The sequence below is a fragment of the Sphingomonas albertensis genome (genome assembly GCF_014358075.1).
Lineage (GTDB): Bacteria > Pseudomonadota > Alphaproteobacteria > Sphingomonadales > Sphingomonadaceae > Sphingomonas > Sphingomonas albertensis.
In genome coordinates this window covers 93,895-112,396 of the sequence record NZ_JACONT010000007.1, presented here as the reverse complement: position 1 = coordinate 112,396, position 18,502 = coordinate 93,895, and the positions used below count along the sequence as shown (strand labels likewise).

17 protein-coding genes are annotated in these 18,502 nt (G+C 64.1%); 14 read left to right on the top strand and 3 right to left on the bottom strand.

Annotated elements, in window-relative coordinates:
* The 6 genes from trbK-alt (at position 1) to H8S47_RS05360 (ending at position 4,865) form a co-directional block, all read left to right on the top strand.
* Entirely contained in the window at positions 1-327 is a 327-nt protein-coding gene (trbK-alt, locus tag H8S47_RS05385) for a putative entry exclusion protein TrbK-alt (RefSeq protein ID WP_187502886.1), read from the top strand.
* A 2-nt stretch (positions 328-329) separates the two neighbouring features.
* Positions 330-1,637 (top strand): P-type conjugative transfer protein TrbL, encoded by a 1,308-nt coding sequence (gene trbL, locus H8S47_RS05380; RefSeq protein ID WP_187502885.1) that lies wholly within the window; start codon positions 330-332, stop codon positions 1,635-1,637.
* Positions 1,638-1,658: 21 nt separating this feature from the next.
* On the top strand, positions 1,659-2,342 hold the full coding sequence (gene trbF / locus H8S47_RS05375; protein ID WP_187502914.1) for a conjugal transfer protein TrbF: 684 nt from the start codon (positions 1,659-1,661) through the stop codon (positions 2,340-2,342).
* 89 nt (positions 2,343-2,431) lie between these two features.
* Positions 2,432-3,397, top strand: coding sequence for a P-type conjugative transfer protein TrbG (trbG, locus tag H8S47_RS05370; protein ID WP_235982621.1), 966 nt, complete (start codon positions 2,432-2,434; stop codon positions 3,395-3,397).
* Entirely contained in the window at positions 3,394-4,641 is a 1,248-nt protein-coding gene (locus H8S47_RS05365; RefSeq protein ID WP_187502883.1) for a TraB/TrbI/VirB10 family type IV secretion system protein, read from the top strand. Before trbG ends, H8S47_RS05365 begins: the two co-directional genes overlap by 4 nt.
* The gene (locus tag H8S47_RS05360; RefSeq protein WP_187502882.1) at positions 4,638-4,865 is read left to right on the top strand and encodes a DUF2274 domain-containing protein; all 228 of its coding nucleotides are present in this window, start codon (positions 4,638-4,640) and stop codon (positions 4,863-4,865) included. The genes H8S47_RS05365 and H8S47_RS05360 overlap by 4 nt, the downstream gene beginning before the upstream one ends.
* On the opposite strand, the gene H8S47_RS05355 is transcribed toward H8S47_RS05360, so the two are convergent.
* Positions 4,853-5,752 (bottom strand): LysR family transcriptional regulator, encoded by a 900-nt coding sequence (locus H8S47_RS05355; protein ID WP_187502881.1) that lies wholly within the window; start codon positions 5,750-5,752, stop codon positions 4,853-4,855. The two genes, H8S47_RS05360 and H8S47_RS05355, sit on opposite strands and share 13 nt — an antisense overlap.
* Before the next feature lie 3 nt (positions 5,753-5,755).
* Entirely contained in the window at positions 5,756-6,763 is a 1,008-nt protein-coding gene (locus H8S47_RS05350) for a zinc-dependent alcohol dehydrogenase family protein (protein WP_187502880.1), read from the bottom strand.
* Between the two features lie 212 nt (positions 6,764-6,975).
* Between H8S47_RS05350 and H8S47_RS05345 the strand changes: the two genes are divergently transcribed.
* The 7 genes from H8S47_RS05345 to H8S47_RS05315 all read left to right on the top strand — a co-directional run bounded on the left by H8S47_RS05345 (position 6,976) and on the right by H8S47_RS05315 (position 15,996).
* The gene (locus H8S47_RS05345; RefSeq protein ID WP_187502879.1) at positions 6,976-7,866 is read left to right on the top strand and encodes an AraC family transcriptional regulator; all 891 of its coding nucleotides are present in this window, start codon (positions 6,976-6,978) and stop codon (positions 7,864-7,866) included.
* Between the two features lie 103 nt (positions 7,867-7,969).
* Positions 7,970-8,569, top strand: a complete 600-nt coding sequence (locus H8S47_RS05340) for a TetR/AcrR family transcriptional regulator (protein ID WP_187502878.1) — start codon at positions 7,970-7,972, stop codon at positions 8,567-8,569.
* A 197-nt stretch (positions 8,570-8,766) separates the two neighbouring features.
* Complete coding sequence (locus H8S47_RS05335; protein ID WP_214654946.1) at positions 8,767-10,404, top strand: efflux transporter outer membrane subunit; 1,638 nt, start codon at positions 8,767-8,769, stop codon at positions 10,402-10,404.
* Positions 10,401-11,543 carry an efflux RND transporter periplasmic adaptor subunit gene (locus H8S47_RS05330; protein WP_187502877.1) on the top strand — a complete coding sequence of 381 codons (1,143 nt, stop codon included), beginning with the start codon at positions 10,401-10,403 and terminating at the stop codon, positions 11,541-11,543. The genes H8S47_RS05335 and H8S47_RS05330 overlap by 4 nt, the downstream gene beginning before the upstream one ends.
* On the top strand, positions 11,540-14,653 hold the full coding sequence (locus H8S47_RS05325) for an efflux RND transporter permease subunit (protein ID WP_187502876.1): 3,114 nt from the start codon (positions 11,540-11,542) through the stop codon (positions 14,651-14,653). Before H8S47_RS05330 ends, H8S47_RS05325 begins: the two co-directional genes overlap by 4 nt.
* A gap of 33 nt (positions 14,654-14,686) precedes the next feature.
* Positions 14,687-15,580 (top strand): MipA/OmpV family protein, encoded by an 894-nt coding sequence (locus tag H8S47_RS05320; protein ID WP_187502875.1) that lies wholly within the window; start codon positions 14,687-14,689, stop codon positions 15,578-15,580.
* Between the two features lie 209 nt (positions 15,581-15,789).
* Complete coding sequence (locus H8S47_RS05315; RefSeq protein ID WP_187502874.1) at positions 15,790-15,996, top strand: hypothetical protein; 207 nt, start codon at positions 15,790-15,792, stop codon at positions 15,994-15,996.
* 105 nt (positions 15,997-16,101) lie between these two features.
* Here H8S47_RS05315 and H8S47_RS05310 read toward each other — a convergent pair whose 3' ends face one another.
* Positions 16,102-16,599 (bottom strand): MarR family winged helix-turn-helix transcriptional regulator, encoded by a 498-nt coding sequence (locus H8S47_RS05310; RefSeq protein ID WP_187502873.1) that lies wholly within the window; start codon positions 16,597-16,599, stop codon positions 16,102-16,104.
* A 47-nt stretch (positions 16,600-16,646) separates the two neighbouring features.
* Here H8S47_RS05310 and H8S47_RS05305 point away from each other — a divergent pair, with 47 nt between their 5' ends.
* Complete coding sequence (locus H8S47_RS05305; protein ID WP_187502872.1) at positions 16,647-18,167, top strand: FAD-dependent oxidoreductase; 1,521 nt, start codon at positions 16,647-16,649, stop codon at positions 18,165-18,167.
* Positions 18,168-18,502 lie beyond the last annotated feature (335 nt).

Sequence of the window (18,502 nt, the reverse complement as noted above, 5' to 3'; positions counted from 1 at the left end):
ATGGACACCAAGCTCCTCGCCCGGATCGGCGCCGTCATATTCGTCGCGGTCGCGATCACCATGACGGCGATCGAGCTCAGCCGCGACCCCGAGGCTGGCCGGGACGAAACGCGGGTGGCGCGGCCGGCGGCGGCTTCGGCAGATCCGCTGATGGCCGAGCTCCAGCGCTGCCAGATGCTGGGGCAAGCCGGAGCCACCGATCCAAACTGCCTGCGCGCCTGGGGTGAGAACCGTCGACGGTTTCTTAGCTCCGGCGCTAGGCCCGCCGCCCGCATCGCCGATGGCGCTGCGCCAGCCACCAATGGGGCCTCGCCCAAGGAGAATTGACCATGGGCGGCACCGGCGTCGTCGATCGCTTCCTCGAAGTGTTCACCAGCTACATCGACAGCGGCTTTGGTCTGCTCGGCGGCGAAGTGGCGTTCATCGCCACCACCCTGATCGTCATCGACGTGACGCTGGCCGCCCTGTTCTGGACGTGGGGCGAAGGCGACGACATCATCGCCCGGCTGGTCAAGAAAACCCTGTTCGTCGGCATCTTCGCCTACATCATCGGCAACTGGAACAGCCTGGCACGCATCGTCTTCGAAAGCTTCGCCGGGCTCGGCCTCAAGGCTTCCGGCACCGGGTTCACCACCGCTGAGCTGCTGCGTCCGGGCCGCGTCGCCCAGGTCGGGCTCGACGCGGGCCAGCCTATCCTGGAATCGATCTCCGGCCTGATGGGCTATGTCGCCTTCTTCGAGAATTTCATCCAGATCGTCGTGCTGCTGATCGCCTGGCTGTTCGTGATCCTGGCCTTCTTCATTCTGTCCATCCAGCTCTTCATCACCCTGATCGAGTTCAAGCTGGCGACACTCTGCGGCTTCGTGCTCATTCCGTTCGGCCTGTTCGGCAAGACCGCCTTCATGGCCGAGCGCGTGCTCGGTCATGTCATCTCGTCGGGTGTGAAGGTGCTGGTCCTCGCCGTCATCATCGGCATCGGCTCGACCCTGTTCGACGAGTTCACCGCCGGCTTCGGCGGCGCCACGCCGACGATCGAGGACGCGATGACCATCGTCCTGGCCTCACTTTGTCTGCTCGGCCTCGGCATCTTCGGCCCCGGCATCGCCAACGGTATCGTCTCCGGCGGCCCCCAGCTCGGCGCTGGCGCCGCTGCCGGAACGGCGCTCGCCGCAGGCGGCGTCCTCGCCGGCGGCGTCGCCGGAGCCAAACTTGCTGCCGGGGCGGGTGCCAGCGCCTTCGCCGGCGCAGCCACCGGCGGCTCCCGTGTGGCGGGCGCCGCCAGCGGCGCCTATGCGCTCGGCTCCGCCGGCAAGACCGGCGCCGGTGCAGTAGCTGGCGGCATGAGCGCTGTCGGCCAGGCGGCCGGAAGCGCGGCCATGTCGCCGCTGCGCCGTGCCGCCAGCGCGATGCGAGACAGCTTCCGCCAGGGTGGCCGGTCGGCCCTCACCGGTACGGGCGGCACGATCTCCGGCGGACCTGCGCCGGATTCGCGCAGCCCCTCCGGGCCACCCGCCTGGGCCAAGGCGATGCGCCAGCGCCAGGCCGTTACGCATGGCGCGACCGTCGCTGCCCATACCCTGCGCGGTGGCGACGGCGGCGGCTCCGGCGCCGCCGTCGACGTCAGCCAGAAGGATTGATCCCCAGAAAGGCCTATGAAGATGTTTCGACGCCCCAATGTTCGCTACGGCAAGACCCCCGAGCCCGAGACGCCCTATCAGCGCGCCGCTCAGGTCTGGGACGACCGCATCGGTTCGACCCGCGTCCAGGCCAGGAACTGGCGCCTAGCATTCTTCGGCACGCTGGCGCTGTCGGGCGGCCTGACCGCCGGCCTGGTCTGGCAATCGGCGCGCGGCCACATCGTCCCGTGGGTGGTCGAGGTCGACAAGCTCGGCGAAGCGCGCGCCGTCGAGCCAGCCACCGCCGACTATCGCCCGTCCGATCCGCAGGTCGCGTTCCATCTCGCCCGCTTCATCGAGCAGGTCCGCTCGATCCCGGCCGATCCAATCATCGTGCGCCAGAACTGGCTGCGCGCCTACGAGTTCACGACCGATCGCGGCGCCCTGGCGCTCAACGACTATGCTCGCGCGAACGACCCGTTCGCGCAGGTCGGCAAGGTCCAGGTCGCCGTCGACGTCTCCAGTGTGGTCCGCGCATCCCCCGACAGCTTTCGCATCGGCTGGACCGAGCGCCGCTATCAGGACGGCAGCCTCGCCGCGACCGAACGCTGGTCGGCGATCGTCACCGTCGTGGTCCAGCCCCCGCGCACCCCGGACCAGCTCCGCAAGAATCCGCTGGGCCTGTTTGTCAACGCTATCAACTGGTCGAAGGAGTTGTCTCAATGACCGCCACCGCCAGGCGGATCTCCGCCGATGCCCATTCACGCCAATCCGTAACCCCACATTTCCGTAAATCCGTGGGCCTGGCGCTGTTGATGTCCGCAAGCACGCTGGCTGCCTGCGCCAGTCGAGGCGAAAAGCCCCCGGCCATCGCCTACGACGCGCCGCCCGTGGCCGCGGTGGAGGCGCCGCCGCCACCACCCAATGCGGTCGAGGTGGTCGCGATCCCGCAGCCGCTGCCGTTGCCCGGTCAGCTGAAGCCCATCGACGAGACGCCGCCCCCGCCTGAGGCGGGCGATCCGCGCATCCGGGTCGGCGAAGCAAACGCCGCCGCTCGCATCGAACCAGTCCGCAATGGCTTTCTCAACGCGATGCAGCTTTACCCGTGGAGCGACGGCGCGCTCTATCAAGTCTACGCCGCGCCCGGGCAGGTCACCGATATCGCGCTGCAGGAAGGCGAGCGGCTGGTCGGGCCAGGGCCGGTGGCGGCCGGCGACACGGTGCGCTGGATCATCGGCGACACGATAAGCGGCGCCGGCCCGGCCGCGCGGGTGCATATCCTGGTGAAGCCGACGCGGCCGGACCTTACCACCAACCTCATCATCAATACCGACCGGCGTACTTACCATCTCGAGCTGAAAGCGACGCGCGCGACCTGGATGGCGTCGGTGAGCTGGACCTATCCCGCTGATCGGCTGATTGCGCTGCGTGGATCGAATGCGGCGGCGCAAGCGGCGGCGCCCGTCGCTACGGGCCTCGACATCGCCGCGCTCAATTTCCGCTACAGGATCCAGGGGGACGACCCGCCCTGGCGGCCGCTGCGAGCTTTCGACGACGGCCGCCAGGTGTTCATCGAGTTTCCGGCCGGCATCGGCCAGGGCGAAATGCCGCCGCTCTTCGTCATCGGCGCCAGTGGTCAAGGCGAGCTGGTGAACTACCGCGTCTCCGGCCGGCACATCATCGTCGACCGGTTGTTCGGAGCGGCCGAGCTCAAGCTCGGCGACAAGCGATCCGAGCAGCGCGTGCGCATCGAGCGCACCGACGGGAGGGATCGGCGATGAGCGACATTGTGCCTGACCGGGAGGTAGGGGAGGCCGATCCTCCCGCGCGGGACGCGCCGCCGCCGGACCTGCGTCTGCGCGGCGATCCGCCGCGCGTCATGCGGCTATCGCGCAAGGCGCTCGCCGTGATGGGCACGGTGGCCGGCGTTGGGATCGGCGGCGCATTGATCTACGCGCTGCAGCCGCCGTCTGAAAAAACGGCTGAGGAACTTTACAACACTGACAGCCGCACGACGGCCGAGGCGATCACCAGCGCGCCCAAAGACTATGGCGACGTTCCCCAGCTTGGACCGCCGCTCCCGGGCGATCTCGGCCGGCCGATCGTCAGCGCACAGCAACGCGGTGAGGCAGTGCCTCCGCCGCCGATGGGCGGACCCGCCGCTGCACCGCCGACGCCGGCCCAGACTGCGGCCGAGGCGGCGCGGCAGCGCGCCCTTCAGGAACGCGACACTGCGCGAACCAGCGGCGTGTTTCTAGGCGGTCAGAGCGCCTCGGGTCGCGGCGCCGGGTCGCCGAACGCTGGGCCGGCCATGGGTCTCCCCTCGCTGGCGCTTGGCGCGCCGCCGGCGGCGCCCGCATCTGCGCCAGCGGCCTCGTCCGGCAGCGCCCGCCGGGCTTTCCTCAATGGCGATACCGATCGGCGCACCATCAGCGCTGAGCGGCTGGCGCCGCCCGCGTCTCCCTATGTGCTCCAGGCAGGCAGCGTCATTTCCGCAGCGCTGATCACCGGCCTGCGATCCGATCTTCCCGGCCAGATCACCGCGCAGGTTACCGAGAATGTCTACGACAGCCCAACCGGGCGCATCCTCCTGGTCCCGCAGGGGTCGCGCCTGATCGCGGACTATGATGATCAGGTCGGCTTCGGCCAGCGCCGGGTGCTGCTCGCCTGGACGCGGCTGATCTTGCCCGATGGACGCTCGATCGTGCTCGAGCGCCAACCCACTGGAGACGCCGCCGGGTTCGGCGGACTGGAGGACAAGGTCGATGAGCATTGGGGCGGGCTGGCCAAGGCCGCGGGTCTCTCGACCTTGCTGAGCTTCGGCGCCGAGCTGGGAACCGATAGCGACGATGATCTGGTTCGGGCGCTGCGTCAGGGCGGCCAGACCACGCTAAACCAAGCAGGCCAGGAAATTGTCCGCCGCCAGCTCAATGTATCACCCACCCTGACCATTCGAGCGGGATTTCCGGTACGTGTGCTGGTCAGCCGCGACCTTGCTCTCGCACCGTGGAGAGATATGCAATGAGCGGACTCAAGCTGGGACGGATCGTCGAAGAGCGCCCCGTGAAGTTGACCATCGACCTCCCGGCACCGGTCTATCGCAATTTGATGGCGTATGGTGAGGCACTGGCTCACGAAACTGGTGAGCCGAAGCCGATCGAACCCGCAAGACTGGTCGCGCCGATGCTCGCCCGCTTCATGGCTACCGATCGCGGCTTCAAGAAAGGCCGCCAGGCTCAAGGCGGATAGCGGTCGCCAACAAGCTTGAGCAAGCGCGCGAGCGCCGGGCTCGAATTGTCGCTGCGCCAATATCCGGCGTAGGAAATGTGGCTGATGTGCGCGGACAGCTCGTGGATTTCTCGCAGCACAACGCCGGGCAGCACGCGACCGAGCACAGTGTCTGTTGTGAGCGTTACATAGCGTCCGATCGGAACGAAGTTCGCGACGTTCTCCCGGCTAACCTCTTGTGTCTCGACATCCGGCTGCCAGCCGGGCTCGCCGAGGCGGGCCCGGACCAGATCGGCAAGGTCGGTCCCGGAGCCTTGTCGCGGAAGAATGAAGCGCTCTGCCCGAAGGTCTGACCAATAAACACGATCCTTTTGCGCTAGCATATGCTCGTCATGGAGCATGACCATGATGCGCTCGCTCCACATCGCGCGGCGCTTCAAGCCGATCTCGGGGACGTCTCCGCTAATCACGGCGAAGTCAATCGAGCGCGCATGGAGCGCCTGTGCCAGACGACAGCGATCACCCTCGATGTTGAGGAGGCGTAATTGCGGGAAATCGTGAACAAAATCCACGATCAGGGCGCGCATATTTCCTGCGGCCAGCGAGGTTGAGAAGCCAATTCCTAGTTTTCCACCATGACCGGCCCCAATTGCCCGCCCATTCGCCTGCAAGGCTTCAAGGTCGAACAAAATCCGCCGAGCGACATCGAGAAAACCTGCACCTGTCTCGGTCGGGACTGCTCCACGAGTTGAACGTTCGAAAAGGTTCAGGCCGAGGCGGCTCTCCAAGGACGCAATACGTTTGCTAAGTGTCGCTTGTTTGACTCCTTCTTGCGCGGCTGCGCGCGCAAAGCTTAGGGTGTCCGCCGTGAGAACCGCGTATCGGAGCGCGATTATGTCGAAAGACATGCTTCAGATCTCGAGAACGATCTTGCCAAAATGCGCACCGGACTCCTCATACCGGAACGCATTTGCAAGCTCCTCGAGCCTGAAGCTGCGATCGATGATCGGCCGGATTTCATTAGTAGCCAGAAACTCAACTAGGTCCGACTGGTCCTGCCAGCTGCCGTTGAGACAGCCCTGGAGCCGAACCTGCTTGGCGAACACCGGGATCATCGGGATCGCGGCCTCCGTGCCGCTGAGAATCCCGATCATAGCGACATGGCCACCGATCTTTACGGCCTCGATCGACTGCGGCAGCGTAGCCGGCCCGCCAACGTCGATGACGTGGTCGGCCCCCTTACCACCGGCCCATTCGTAAGCAAGGCGCCCCCATTCGGGCTCGTCGCGGTAGTTGATGACATGGTCCGCACCAAGCCCGCGCAGCCGAGCGAGCTTGTCGGGCGACGAGGATGTCGCGATGACTCTGGCACCAACCGCCTTGGCGATTTGCAGCGCGTAGAGCGAGACGCCCCCCGAACCCTGCACCAGCACTGTTTCACCGGCCTTGAGGGGGCCGTTCACCAGCAACGCTCGCCATGCAGTAACGCCGGCGGTTGTCACGGTCGCTGCCTCCGTCATGCTGTAACCCCGTGGCGCCCGGGTGAATAGGTCGGTCGACGCGGTGAACATGTCGCGTGCGACCCCGTTCACGCCGTCGCCCGGAGTCTGTGAGAAATCGGCGACCTGAGGCGGTCCCGAACGCCATTGTGGGAAAATGCAGGTCAGCACGGCGTTACCGAGTTCGAAGTCCGTTACCTCGCTTCCCACCGCTTCGACGATTCCTGCTCCGTCCGCCAGCAGGATGCGACCATCTTCTGTCGGCGACCGGCCACTCGCTACCCCGTAATCGTGATAGTTTATGCAACTCGCTTTCATCCGCACGCGCACCTCCTTCGCGCTCGGCGCGTGCGCGTCTTCGATCTGCGCGAGACGAATGCGATCGAGGCCTCCAGGCGCATCAAGGATCATAGCTCTCATCTTAGTTGCTCCTGAAATTCGTAGCCGCGTCAGATTAGGGGCGACGTCTGGAAGCACTCGTCGGCAGAAGCACTTCCTCTAATTGATGCTGTTGCCTGCCCGTTCTGCGCATGCCGGATTTACTGATCGTAAGGAACGTGAAATCTGATCCAATCCTTGCCTAATCGGATCGATGGCTTGTGCGTTTGCACGCGTCCTGGTAGCTTTGACCTATGCAGAACTTGCTCGAACGAATGCGTGAGCGCGTGTTGTGCCATTTCACCGAGTCGCGGATGACGACCCCCATTCCGCGCGTAAGCGTTGCAATCTCGCGCGGCACCGGCGATCCGGAGAGCACGATGTGCGGGCCGGGGTTCTGTTTGGTGCTTCAAGGAACCAAGCGGCTCGCGATCGGCAACCGGGAGTTGGAACAGGATCCCGGACGATCATTTGCATCACTGGTCGAACTACCTGCGACGCGGTGCCTGTACGAGACAGCAAGGCGAGAGCCGTATGTAGCGGTTGGGCTCACCGTAGATCCCGTGCTGCTCGCCGAATTACTGACAGATTTGCCTCCATCGCCGCCAATGCCAGAGCCGTCTAGCTTCAGCGTGGCGGATGAAGCGCCCGACCTTCTTGAGGCATGGAACCAGCATTTGGCGCTGTTGGACGCCCCCGGTGATATCGCTGCGCTGGCAAGACCACGGGAGCGAGAGCTGCTGTACCGCCTGTTGCAGAGTGCGCACGGCGGCCTGCTGCGGCAGTTTGTTTGGGAGGAGGGCAGTCTGGCGCAGATCCGTAAAGCCGTGGACTGGCTACGCTCCCACTTCGATCAGCCTGTCCGCGTTAAGACCCTCGCTGAAGTCGCCGCAATGAGCGTTCCAGCCTTCAACCGGCATTTCAGGTTGGCCACGGCTACGAGCCCGCTTCAGTATCAAAAGGCGTTGCGGCTGCAGGCTGCACGGCAGTTGCTTTCCAAGGGCAACGACGTGACGCGGACGGCGCAAGCTGTCGGCTACGAGAGTATCTCCCAGTTCAGTCGCGAATATGCGCGGAGGTTCGAACGCTCGCCCAAACAGGATGCGTTAGCAATGCGGGAGGGACCGCCGCTTCCCATGATCTGACGGTCTGATTGTGATCGTTCGCACAAAGGTCGAGCCCTCAGCTCGGACTTGCTACCCAGCCGAAGATTGATAGATTGATCATTCTATTTTTAAGAAGGCAATTATGCGCAAGCTCGATCCCGTCAAGCACGAGGAAAAACGACGGGAGATTCTAGACGCGGCGGAGCGCTGCTTCGTGCGTGACGGATTGAAGGGCGCAAGCATCTCGAGCATCTGCGCAGAGGCCCGTATCAGTCCCGGTCACCTCTACCACTATTTTACCAGTAAGGAGGCGATCGTCGGTGCGATGATTGAGGCTCGCCTTGAAGAAGCCGCTGCACGCTTTGCCAAACGTGCCGAAGGAGCAGACGTGCTCAGCACCCTTTTTGGCGAGATGAAAGTCACACGATCGGGCCATCCAGCGCTCTTGCTGGAAGCATTAGCCGAGGCCAATCGCAGTCCCCCGATGGCAAAGGCTTTGCAAGATCACACAAAAGGCGTGCATTCACTTCTCGCCGATCTGCTTGAGAAAGGGCAGGCAGCGGGCACGATTGATCCCACGCTGGACCGGCATGTCACGGCGTCCCTTCTCATCAGCATCATCGATGGGTCGAAGACCTTGTATCTGCGCGATCCGAAACTGGACGTGCAGGAAGCGACCAGGGCGCTTCAGACCATGTTAGTCCGCTATTTGGCGCCGGCCTCGGACACGCAGAAAGTGTGATTCGCTCAGCGCGGGCGCTAAGCCCCCGCTCAAGCCGAGACCCGATCCATACGGGATAACACTGTCCGCTGCGCCTATCTGCCGTGGAGGTTGCCGCGCGTGCAAGCGTCCGAGACGGCACAGCTCCTCAAACGTAAAATAGAGCGAATGCTCTATTAGCGCTTGCCGCCGTCGTTAGGTCTCGATAGTTAGAGCGAATGATCGCTCTATTAAATGACGAGCGAGGCGCTTTTTTGCGGCTCACGAGAATGCCGGCGATCGGCATCAGCCAAGCGATGCGGTGGCGCTTAAGCGTTGTCCCGGCGCTGGCTCTGATACCGATGTTATTGACGGGCTGCGCGACTCAACCGGCGTACCAAAAGCTCAGGTTGAGCGTGGCCTCCGCATGGGACAACGGCGCACAGCCAGCATCGACATCGTCCGCATCCGACACCGTGATCCATGGCTGGTGGAAAACGTTGGGTGACCCAGCGATCGACACGCTGGTAGACGCCGCTCTTATCGACAATCCGACGCTCGGGCAGGCGATCGCCCGAATACAGCAGGCCCAAGCGACGGCGCGTGTGTCCGATGCACAGCGCCTGCCGCAGATTTCGGCCAATGGAAGCGCAACTCGCGCGCGGGTGGGCGGCGCTCAGACCGGCAGCGGCGGCGCCACGACCATGCAGAGCATCGCGGCGTCCGGCGCCAGCCTTGGCTGGGAACTGGATCTCTGGGGGCGCCTCAAGGAAACCACGCGTGCTGCCGAGGGTCGCCTCGGCGCGCGAACCGCTGATGCCGAGCAGGCTCGGCTTTCGCTATCGGGCCAGATAGCGGACGCTGTTCTGCGGCTGCGGGCCTGCAATTTCTCGCTCGCCGTTCGAAACCGGGACATCGCAGCCCGCGAACTCGAACTCGCAGTGATGCGCGAACGGTTGTCACTCGGGAATGTCGCGCCGATCGAAGCCGCCAACGCGGCCAGCAATATTGCAGCGGCGCGCACCAATCGGGTCGCCCAGCAGGAAGCGTGCGCGCGCTTGGTCAATGAACTGGTCGCACTGGGCGGCCGTGACGCATCAGCCATCCGAATGCTCGTGGGGGCTCCGGAAATCAGGATCGCGGTCCTGCCTTCTACGCAGACCCAAACAAGCAGGTTAGCGCCGATTCCGGACGTGGATGCGGGCACGATCATCCCGGAGCCTCCGCCCCTCACGCTTGCCTTACCTGCCGCCATCCTTCTTCAGCACCCGAACGTCGTGGCCGCCGAACGCGAGGCGGCTGCCCGTTGGGCGGAAATCGGAGTGGCCCGCGCTGATCGGCTGCCCCGGATTGATCTTGTCGGGCTCCTTACCGGCAACTGGATTCGGGTGCTGGGGTCCGCCAGCAGCTTCGATACTTGGTCAGCAGGCGCGGAGCTGTCCGGCCCACTCTTCGACGGCGGGGCAGGCGCAGCAAATGTTCGCGGCGCGCAGGCGCGCTACCGCGAGGCAACCGAAGCGCTTCGCGGCGCCGTTCGCGCGGCGACGCGGGATGTCGAGGACGCGCTCGCCGGCCAGCAGTCGGCGCAGCAGCGGGTCATTACCTCCCGGCAGGCCGTGGACGCCGCCGGGATTGCCTTGCGCGCGAACGAAGCGCGCTGGCGCGCCGGCGCGACCGACATGTTCGAACTTGAGGACTCACGGCGACAGTTCAACAGGGCACTGGAGAGCGCAATAGCGGCCGCCCGCGATCGCGCCCAGGCCTGGGTCGCGCTGGTTCGCGCTGCGGGCGGCCAAGTCAGCTTGCAGGCTGCGGACCTGACAGGGCCCGACACCATAACCTCCCAATCTGATCAAGGCGGCGCGCAACGGCGATGACCAATCTACCTTTCAAATTAGGGGGTTCTCCGGTCCGGCGGCTGGTCATTTATAGCGCCGCAGGCGCCGCGCTGCTGATAGCAACCGGCGTCGCTGTCGTCACCATCACGGGCGAACCCTCTGCCCCGACGACGGCCGCCAAGCCAGCGGCCGCCTTGACCGTCACTGAAGCGACTGCTCGCCGTGAGCTCTGGCCCATGACCGTCGAGGCGTCCGGCGCGATCGCGCCATGGCAGGAGGCGAGCATCGGCACGCAGATCGGCGGTTATCAGCTGATCGACGTTCGGGTGAATGTCGGCGACCGGGTGCGCCGCGGGCAGCTCCTTGCCCGTCTCGACCCCGCGCTCCTCAATGCCGAAGAAGCCCAGTTACGCGCCGGCTACGATCAGGCCGAAGCCAATCGACAGCGGGCGCTCAGCCTGCAGGCGAGCGGCGCCGTCAGCGATCAAGATGTCCTCCAGTTTGTGACAGAGGCTAGGACTGCGGCTGCGGGGCTTGCCGCGAAGCGTCTGCAGTTACGCTACACTAGCGTTGTCGCGCCTGACGATGGCATCATCAGCGCTCGCACCGCCACCCTGGGTGCCGTCGCGCCGGCAGGTCAGGAGTTCTTCCGCCTGATCCGTCAAGAGCGTCTGGAATGGCGAGGCGAGCTGACCGCCCCGCAACTGGCGCGCGTGATTCCCGGGCAGAAGATCATGCTAGAATTGCCCGACGGGACACATTCCGCCGCAACGGTGCGGCAGACTGCACCGATCCTGGACGAGCGTTCCCGCCTCGGCATCGCCTATGCCGATATCGTCGGAGGCAGCCGCGCACGAGCTGGGATGTACGCCAATGGGCGGATCGAAATGGCTGAAACGCCTGCGATCACCGTCCCGGCGCAGAGCGTCGTGATCCGCGACGGGCGTTATTATGTTTTGAAGCTCGGGCGGCCTGAAGCGGCGCCCCGCGCGTCGCTTCAGGCCGTCACCATCGGCCGGCGCCGCGGTGATGCGGTCGAAATCTTGAGCGGTCTCGCAGTGGGCGCTCGCGTCGTGGTCCAGGGGGCGGGCTTTCTCAACGATGGCGATGTCGTTCGTCTCCCGCCCACGGCTCCTGCGAAGCTCACTAAGCGTGCTGCTCAGGGCGCACGCTCATGAATTTCGCCACTTGGTCAATTCGCAATCCTATTCCCTCGATCCTGCTGTTCATCCTTCTGTCGCTCGCCGGCGTCGTGGGGTTCAACCAGCTTCGCGTGCAGAACTTGCCGGACGTCGACATGCCGACGGTGGACGTCAAGCTGGCACTCCCGGGAGCCGCGCCGGCGCAGCTTGAAACCGAGGTCGCGCGGCGCGTCGAGGATGCACTGTCCAGTGTCACCGGGGTCAAGCATCTGCGAACCTCCATCACCGACGGCAGCGTGGCGATCTCGGTCGAGTTCCTCTTGGAGAAGAACCTTTCCGACGCGCTCATAGAAACCAAAGACGCAATCGACGGGGTCCGCTCTGATCTGCCCGCCGATCTGCGTGAGCCTGTAGTTACCGCAGTGCGCAGCGGCGCGAACGTCATGCTGGTCTATGCGGTCGCTGCGCCTCAGATGGATGAGGAGGCGCTGTCCTGGTTTGTTGACGATAGCATCGGCAAGGCGGTGCTCGGCGTGCCGGGCGTCGGTCGGTTCGCCCGTGTCGGCGGCGTCCAGCGGGAGGTCCGGATCGAAGTCGACCCCGTGCGGCTCGCCAGTCTCGGGGTTACGGCGGCGGAGGTCTCGCGCGCCCTGCGCGAGGTTGAGCAGCAATCGTCGGGCGGTCGCACCCAACTTGGCGGGGACGAGCAGTCGGTCCGCACCATCGCCACCATCCGGCACGCCTCCGAACTCGATGCGCTTCCCATTGCGCTGGCGGGCGGGCGGCAGGTTCGTCTGGATCAGGTGGCGACTGTACGCGACGGCATAGCCGAACGCACGCAGATCGCCATGCTCGACGGCCAGCCCGTGGTGGGCTTTCAGATCTACCGGGCCAAGGGCTTCGACGAGACCAAGATCGCCGAGCAGGTCCAGAAAACGCTTGATGCCCTCGCTGCCACGCATCCGTCGCTCTCATTCCAACTTGTCACCGACAACGTCGAGTACACCCGGGAACAGTATAACGGCTCGATGGACATGCTCTACGAAGGCGCGTTACTCGCCGTCCTCGTAGTCTGGTTCTTTCTGCGCGACTGGCGTGCCACGCTCGTTGCCGCCACAGCGCTTCCGCTATCGATCCTGCCGACGTTCGCCGCGATGGCCTGGCTCGGCTTTTCCCTCGACATCCTGACGCTGCTCGCACTCGCGATCGTCGTCGGCATCCTCGTCGACGACGCCATCGTCGAGATCGAGAACATCGAGCGGCATCGCCACATGGGCAAGTCGCGGATCAAGGCGGCCGAAGACGCGGTCACCGAGATCGCCCTCGCCGTCATCGCCACGACGATGAGCATTGTCGCCGTCTTCGCGCCGACCGCCATGATGCAGGGCATCCCCGGCATGCTGTTCAAGCAATTCGGCTGGACGGCGGTCATAGCGGTGCTGTCATCGTTGCTCGTCGCACGATTGCTGACGCCGATGATGGCGGCCTATCTGCTCAAACCCCAGCCGGCACGCGAAACCCCGGACAGCTGGATAATGACCCGCTACCTGGCGGCGATTCGCTGGTGCCTGGGGCACCGCCGTGCGACGATGGCAGCGGCTGTCGCCTTCCTGATCGCATCGGGTGCGCTTGTACCGTTCATTCCGACGGGGTTCATTCCCGCCTCGGACGTAGGCTACACAACCATTACGTTCGAGCTGCCGCCCGGAAGCTCCTTGCAGCGCACGCTCGGCGTCGGCGAGGCGGCGCGTAAAGCGATCGCCGGTATTGACGGAGCCGAAAAGGCCTTCATCACGGTCGGCGACGCCCAGGAAGCGGGTCGCGGTGCCCAGCAAGCCGGCGAGGTTCGGCGTGGCGCCCTGACCCTGAAGCTCGGGCCGCGCGGTGAACGGGACGGGCAGAGCGACATCGAGAACGCGGTGCGTTCCCGCCTCGTGCAGGTGCCGGGAGCCCGCTTTTCCGTCGGCGGTGGCGGACTGGGCGAAAAGCTTTCACTCATCCTGGCCAGCGACAACGCACAGGCGCTTACGGCAAGCGCGAAGAGCTTTGAGCGTCAGTTGCGCGGAATTCCGCAACTATCGAACATCACCTCGACAGCGAGCCTAGAGCGCCCCGAGTTGGTGATCCGGCCGGACGCGCGCCGGGCGGCCGAACAGGGCGTAACCACGGCTGCTATTGGCGACACCATCCGTATCGCCACGGCGGGTGACTTCGATCCCCTCGTCGCGCGGCTCAACGCCGACACGCGCCAGATTTATATCCGAGCACGAATTTCCGACGCCGCCCGGCAGGACCTGTCGACGATCGCCAACATGCGCGTGAACGGCCGCGAGGGCCCGGTGCCCCTCGCAAGCGTCGCGTCCCTTTCCCTGGAGAGCGGCCCGGCTCAGATCGATCGCTACGATCGCCAGCGCTATGTCACCATCGGCGCGGACCTTGGCGGCATGGCGCTCGGCGCCGCCACGACGGCCGCGCACGAACTGCCGGTGGCCAAAAGCCTCCCGTCAAGTGTAAAGCTGATCCAGACCGGCGACGCCGAGCTGCAAGCGGAGCTAAGCGGCGGATTCATCATGGCGATCCTGATCGGGATCCTGTGCGTGTATTGTGTGCTGGTCCTGCTGTTCAAGGATTTCGTACAGCCGATCACCATACTGTCGGCGATCCCGCTCTCGATCGGCGGCGCTTTCTTCGGATTGCTCGTCTTCGACAGCGAACTTGGCCTGCCAGCGATGATCGGCCTGATCATGCTGATGGGGATCGTCACCAAGAACTCCATCCTTTTGGTCGAATACGCGATCGTCGGTATCCGTGAGCGCGGCTTGACGCTTCCTGACGCCCTGATCGACGCCTGCCACAAGCGCGCCCGGCCAATCGTGATGACCACCGTGGCGATGATCGCGGGGATGATACCGATTGTCCTCGGTCTTGGCGCGGATTCAAGCTTTCGCCGGCCCATGGCAGTCGCCGTAATCGGCGGTCTTCTGACATCGACGGCGCTCAGCCTGCTCGTGGTCCCCGTCGTGTTTAGCTACGTCCACGGCTTCGAGCGCCGCCTACGACGCTGGCTTCAGCACAGCCAAGATCCTGCCTCGCCGTCTGAACCTGCCTCAGTCCACACGCCGCCAACGGCATCTGCGGACACCTGACCCCGTGCCTGCCTAGCTGGAAGGAATACCACTATGTCTTACTCGCTTCGTCGTTCTCCTCGCATCCTGGCGTACCTCATGCTCCCGGCTCTCGCGGCACCGTTTGGGGCGCACGCGCAAATCGCCACTCCAGAACCCGATCCGACACAGCTCGTCGATCGGCTTATCGACGAGCCCAGGAACGACAGAGAGGTGGAGATCGGCTTGTTCTCGGCCTATACGCCCGCGTTCCTTGGGTCGAAGGACTACCAGCTCATCGCGGGCCCCAACATTCAGGTCCGCTATGACCGCGCCTTTTTCTCCATGCAGGATGGTCTTGGATATGACGTCATCCGGAGCGGCGGATGGCGTGTCGGCCCAACTATCGGCTTTCGCCAAGGCCGCCGTGAGAACGGCAACAGCATTTTCAAGATCGCCGGCGACGGCACGGACGCGCTAAGGGGACTGGGCAAGATCGAGGCGACGGCCGAAGCGGGCGGATATGTCGGCTATCAGAGCGGCAACTTCGCGGCCAAGCTCGACGTCCGTCAGGCGCTGAGCGGCGGGCAGGGTTTAATCGCGACCTTGGGCCTCCACTATGTAGCAGCCATTCCCCTGTCCTCGGCCTCAAACGCGCAGCCCATCAGGATTGCGATGGGGCCTCGGGTGACCGCCGTCGACGACAAGTATAATCAGACATATTTTGGTGTGACGGCGATCCAGTCCAGCCGCTCCGGTTTGCGTCAATATGACGCCAACGGCGGCCTGTTATCTGCCGGTTTCGGCCTGAGCGCCCACGTCCCTCTCACGGAACGAATTTCGGGCGCATTCCTGATGGGCTTTGACCGACTCACCGGAGACGCCGCTCGGGCCCCCCTCGTCAAAGATCGCGGATCGAGAAACCAGGCAACCGTCGGTCTCGGACTGACTTACAAGTTCGGCCTTTAGAGCCGGCCCATGTCGCACGTCGGGCGCTGCACTCTGCCCCCGGGAAGCGCCCGACGTGCGGCACCTTCATGGTTCAGCAGAATGGATTGCCATTCGATCACAGGCCCCGGACTCGGGAGGTCGGTGTGACACACCCCACATCCCCATTGTTTGAAGATCTTGAGCTCGCCGTAATTGGCGTCGCCAGATGCGACCCTTTGACCAGGAAGATGGGGCCGAAGATTAGAGCGATCGCATGGCTATTCGGCATTACCGCGCCTAACTCGCTGGCCGATCCGCGATTGGAAGCCCTTCGGCTTCTCGTGATCGCGTTGCGCCGACGGGATCGCTATCCAGAAGCGGAGGTCACCGCGGCATTAGCACGCGGATTTTCGAAGGTTCAGATCGATTGGTTGTCACGCAGCCTCGAAAATTAGCGGCCAGCGTCGCTCCATCTATACGCTCGGGTCGAGGAGCGCGAGGGCAGTCACGAACTTGCGCCCCTCGATCCGCGTTAGGAACAAGCGATCCTACATCGAAGATCAGTTGGCGGACAGGTTAGACCGTGCCGGTTCTTTGGCCATGCCCTCGGCAAGTTTCTCCATGAGCCGCACCAACTCGTCGAGATCCTCGCGAGACCACTCGTGGAACAAGCCTAGCGCCATAATCTCGCGGGCGGCATCGAGAGCGTCGGTCGCCGACTTTCCTTTCGGTGTGATGATCGCCTCGCGCACGCGCTTGTCCGCCGACCCGGCACGACGCTCGACGAGGCCGAGTTCTTCCAGTCGCGCAACCTGGCGACTGACGGTGGTGTAATCGCGGCCAATCCTGCCGGCCAGATCGACCACCCCGATTGGCCCCTTTCGCTCGACGAAGACGAGCAGAGGGAAGAGCGCACGCTCAAGCGTCAGGCCCGCCAACGCCAGTAATTCGTCGTCCCTTTCCGGCCTGTTCAGCACGGTTACAATTTCGAGCAGCGACGCATGTAGCGAGGGAAGCAACGCCCTAATATGTGCGTTATGCACTTTCTTTGTTGACATCCATCAGACCCTCCTTGATATGTGTATTATACATATTGGAGGTTCGAATGGAAGAGCGAAGCCAGCCTGCGGTCCTGATTTGCGGGGCCGGCGCAGCCGGCCTGACCCTCGCGGTTGACCTCGCGAGACGGGGCGTGCCGTTCCGGCTGATCGAGAAGCTGGAGCGTCCGTTCGCCGGCTCGCGCGGCAAAGGCATCCAGCCGCGATCACAGGAAGTATTCGAGGATCTCGGGGTGCTCGACCGGCTCGTTGCCATGGGCGGCACCTATCCGCCGCCTCGCAAGTATCACGATGATGGCACCCATACGGATGAGCCCTTCGAAGTCGAGCCGCCCACGCCTTCCGAACCCTACCACATTCCCCTCATGCTTCCGCAGTTTCTGACAGAGCGACTGCTGCGCGAGCGCCTCGCCGAGCTCGGCGGCCGCGTTGAGTTCGGGTTCGAGCTGCTTGGCTTTGAGCAGGAAAGGGATGGCGTCGTGGCGCGAATTCTCGGTCTTCAAGGTGAAGAACTAGTCCGTGTTCAGTACCTGATCGCGGCCGACGGTGGGCGCAGTTCCATCCGCAACGCGCTCGGCATTGATTTCCTCGGCAAGACACTGGGCGCGCGTGCGATGGTGGCCGATGTCGATCTGGTGGGGTTGAACCGCGATGCGTGGCACCAGTATAATTCCGGCGACATGCGGCGGTTGATGTCGCTATGCCCGCTAGCCGGGACCGATCTGTTCCAAATCCAGGCTGCGATCCCGCCGGAAGGCGACGTCGACCTCTCCATCGATGCGCTCAACGCCATGGTGGTGGAGCGATCCGGACGCGACGATATTCATGTTCAGTCGGTGTCGTGGGCCTCAGCCTACACGATGAGCGCTCGTCTGGCGGATCGCTACCGCGTCGACCGCATATTCCTGATCGGCGATGCAGCTCATGTCCACCCGCCAACGGGCGGGCAGGGTCTCAATACGAGTGTTCAGGATGCTTACAATCTTGGCTGGAAGCTGGCGGCGGTGCTGGGCGGCGCGCCTGATAAGCTGCTCGATACCTATGAAGAAGAGCGGCGGCCGGTGGCAGAAGAAATGCTGGGGCTCTCAACCCGGCTGCTCGAAGCGCAGAAGCGCGGCTCCATGCGCCGCGGACGCGAAGTCCATCAACTCGACATTGGCTATCCGGAATCGGCGCTCACCTTCGAGCCGTCCTCCCGGTCTGCCATCCTTCTCCCTGGCGACCGGGCGCCGGACGCGCCGCTGCGCGGAGCAGCCGGTTGTCCTCGACGCCTTTTCGATCTGTTCACCGGCGCTCACTGGAGTCTGATTGGCTATGAAACGACCCACGAAATCGCAGCACCCAGAAGCGACCTCCACATCCATCACGTCGGGGCCCGACACGAGCTTTCAGACGATGGCGGCCATCTACGCGACGCCTATGGCCTTGCACCTGGCGAGTGGGTGCTGGTGCGGCCTGATGGTTATGTGGGCGCGATCTTCGGCTCCGACGAAGGCGGCGCGCTAGAAACCTATCTCAAGAAAGTCGGCTTGGTGTTCGTTGACCGGCCCTCATCGACGAGCGCGTGAACGTTTTCAGTTGGACGGCGCCTCTCACCAGACGCACTTTCACGTGACGATTGGGATCGCAATAAGTCAGTTCTTGATCATGAAGCTGCTTTTCCGCGACCCTTCTTAGACGGTACTCGGGATTTTCTCATCACTGTTGCTGAGAACGTCGCGGTCAGCATCGATACTATTTACTCGCACCACCCCGCGGGAACTGTCGGGCTTGTGTGGTCGTGACGCTACCGACGTACCTGTCAACGAATTGATCACACGATTGAACGGGGAATCACAGGCCTGGCCAAACCCCTTCAAGTCAAACAACGCCGCGCCGCTAAGTTCTCTCCTCAGTACCGTCT

Coding starts and splice junctions, on each gene's coding strand:
- H8S47_RS05310 (WP_187502873.1), bottom strand. CDS start 16,599: ATGTCAACAAAGAAAGTGCATAACGCACATATTAGGGCGTTGCTTCCC.
- trbF (WP_187502914.1), top strand. CDS start 1,659: ATGTTTCGACGCCCCAATGTTCGCTACGGCAAGACCCCCGAGCCCGAG.
- H8S47_RS05355 (WP_187502881.1), bottom strand. CDS start 5,752: ATGTCTTTCGACATAATCGCGCTCCGATACGCGGTTCTCACGGCGGAC.
- H8S47_RS05325 (WP_187502876.1), top strand. CDS start 11,540: ATGAATTTCGCCACTTGGTCAATTCGCAATCCTATTCCCTCGATCCTG.
- H8S47_RS05365 (WP_187502883.1), top strand. CDS start 3,394: ATGAGCGACATTGTGCCTGACCGGGAGGTAGGGGAGGCCGATCCTCCC.
- H8S47_RS05315 (WP_187502874.1), top strand. CDS start 15,790: ATGGGGCCGAAGATTAGAGCGATCGCATGGCTATTCGGCATTACCGCG.
- H8S47_RS05335 (WP_214654946.1), top strand. CDS start 8,767: ATGATCGCTCTATTAAATGACGAGCGAGGCGCTTTTTTGCGGCTCACG.
- H8S47_RS05350 (WP_187502880.1), bottom strand. CDS start 6,763: ATGAGAGCTATGATCCTTGATGCGCCTGGAGGCCTCGATCGCATTCGT.
- H8S47_RS05360 (WP_187502882.1), top strand. CDS start 4,638: ATGAGCGGACTCAAGCTGGGACGGATCGTCGAAGAGCGCCCCGTGAAG.
- H8S47_RS05330 (WP_187502877.1), top strand. CDS start 10,401: ATGACCAATCTACCTTTCAAATTAGGGGGTTCTCCGGTCCGGCGGCTG.
- trbK-alt (WP_187502886.1), top strand. CDS start 1: ATGGACACCAAGCTCCTCGCCCGGATCGGCGCCGTCATATTCGTCGCG.
- H8S47_RS05340 (WP_187502878.1), top strand. CDS start 7,970: ATGCGCAAGCTCGATCCCGTCAAGCACGAGGAAAAACGACGGGAGATT.
- H8S47_RS05305 (WP_187502872.1), top strand. CDS start 16,647: ATGGAAGAGCGAAGCCAGCCTGCGGTCCTGATTTGCGGGGCCGGCGCA.
- H8S47_RS05345 (WP_187502879.1), top strand. CDS start 6,976: ATGCAGAACTTGCTCGAACGAATGCGTGAGCGCGTGTTGTGCCATTTC.
- trbG (WP_235982621.1), top strand. CDS start 2,432: ATGTCCGCAAGCACGCTGGCTGCCTGCGCCAGTCGAGGCGAAAAGCCC.
- H8S47_RS05320 (WP_187502875.1), top strand. CDS start 14,687: ATGTCTTACTCGCTTCGTCGTTCTCCTCGCATCCTGGCGTACCTCATG.
- trbL (WP_187502885.1), top strand. CDS start 330: ATGGGCGGCACCGGCGTCGTCGATCGCTTCCTCGAAGTGTTCACCAGC.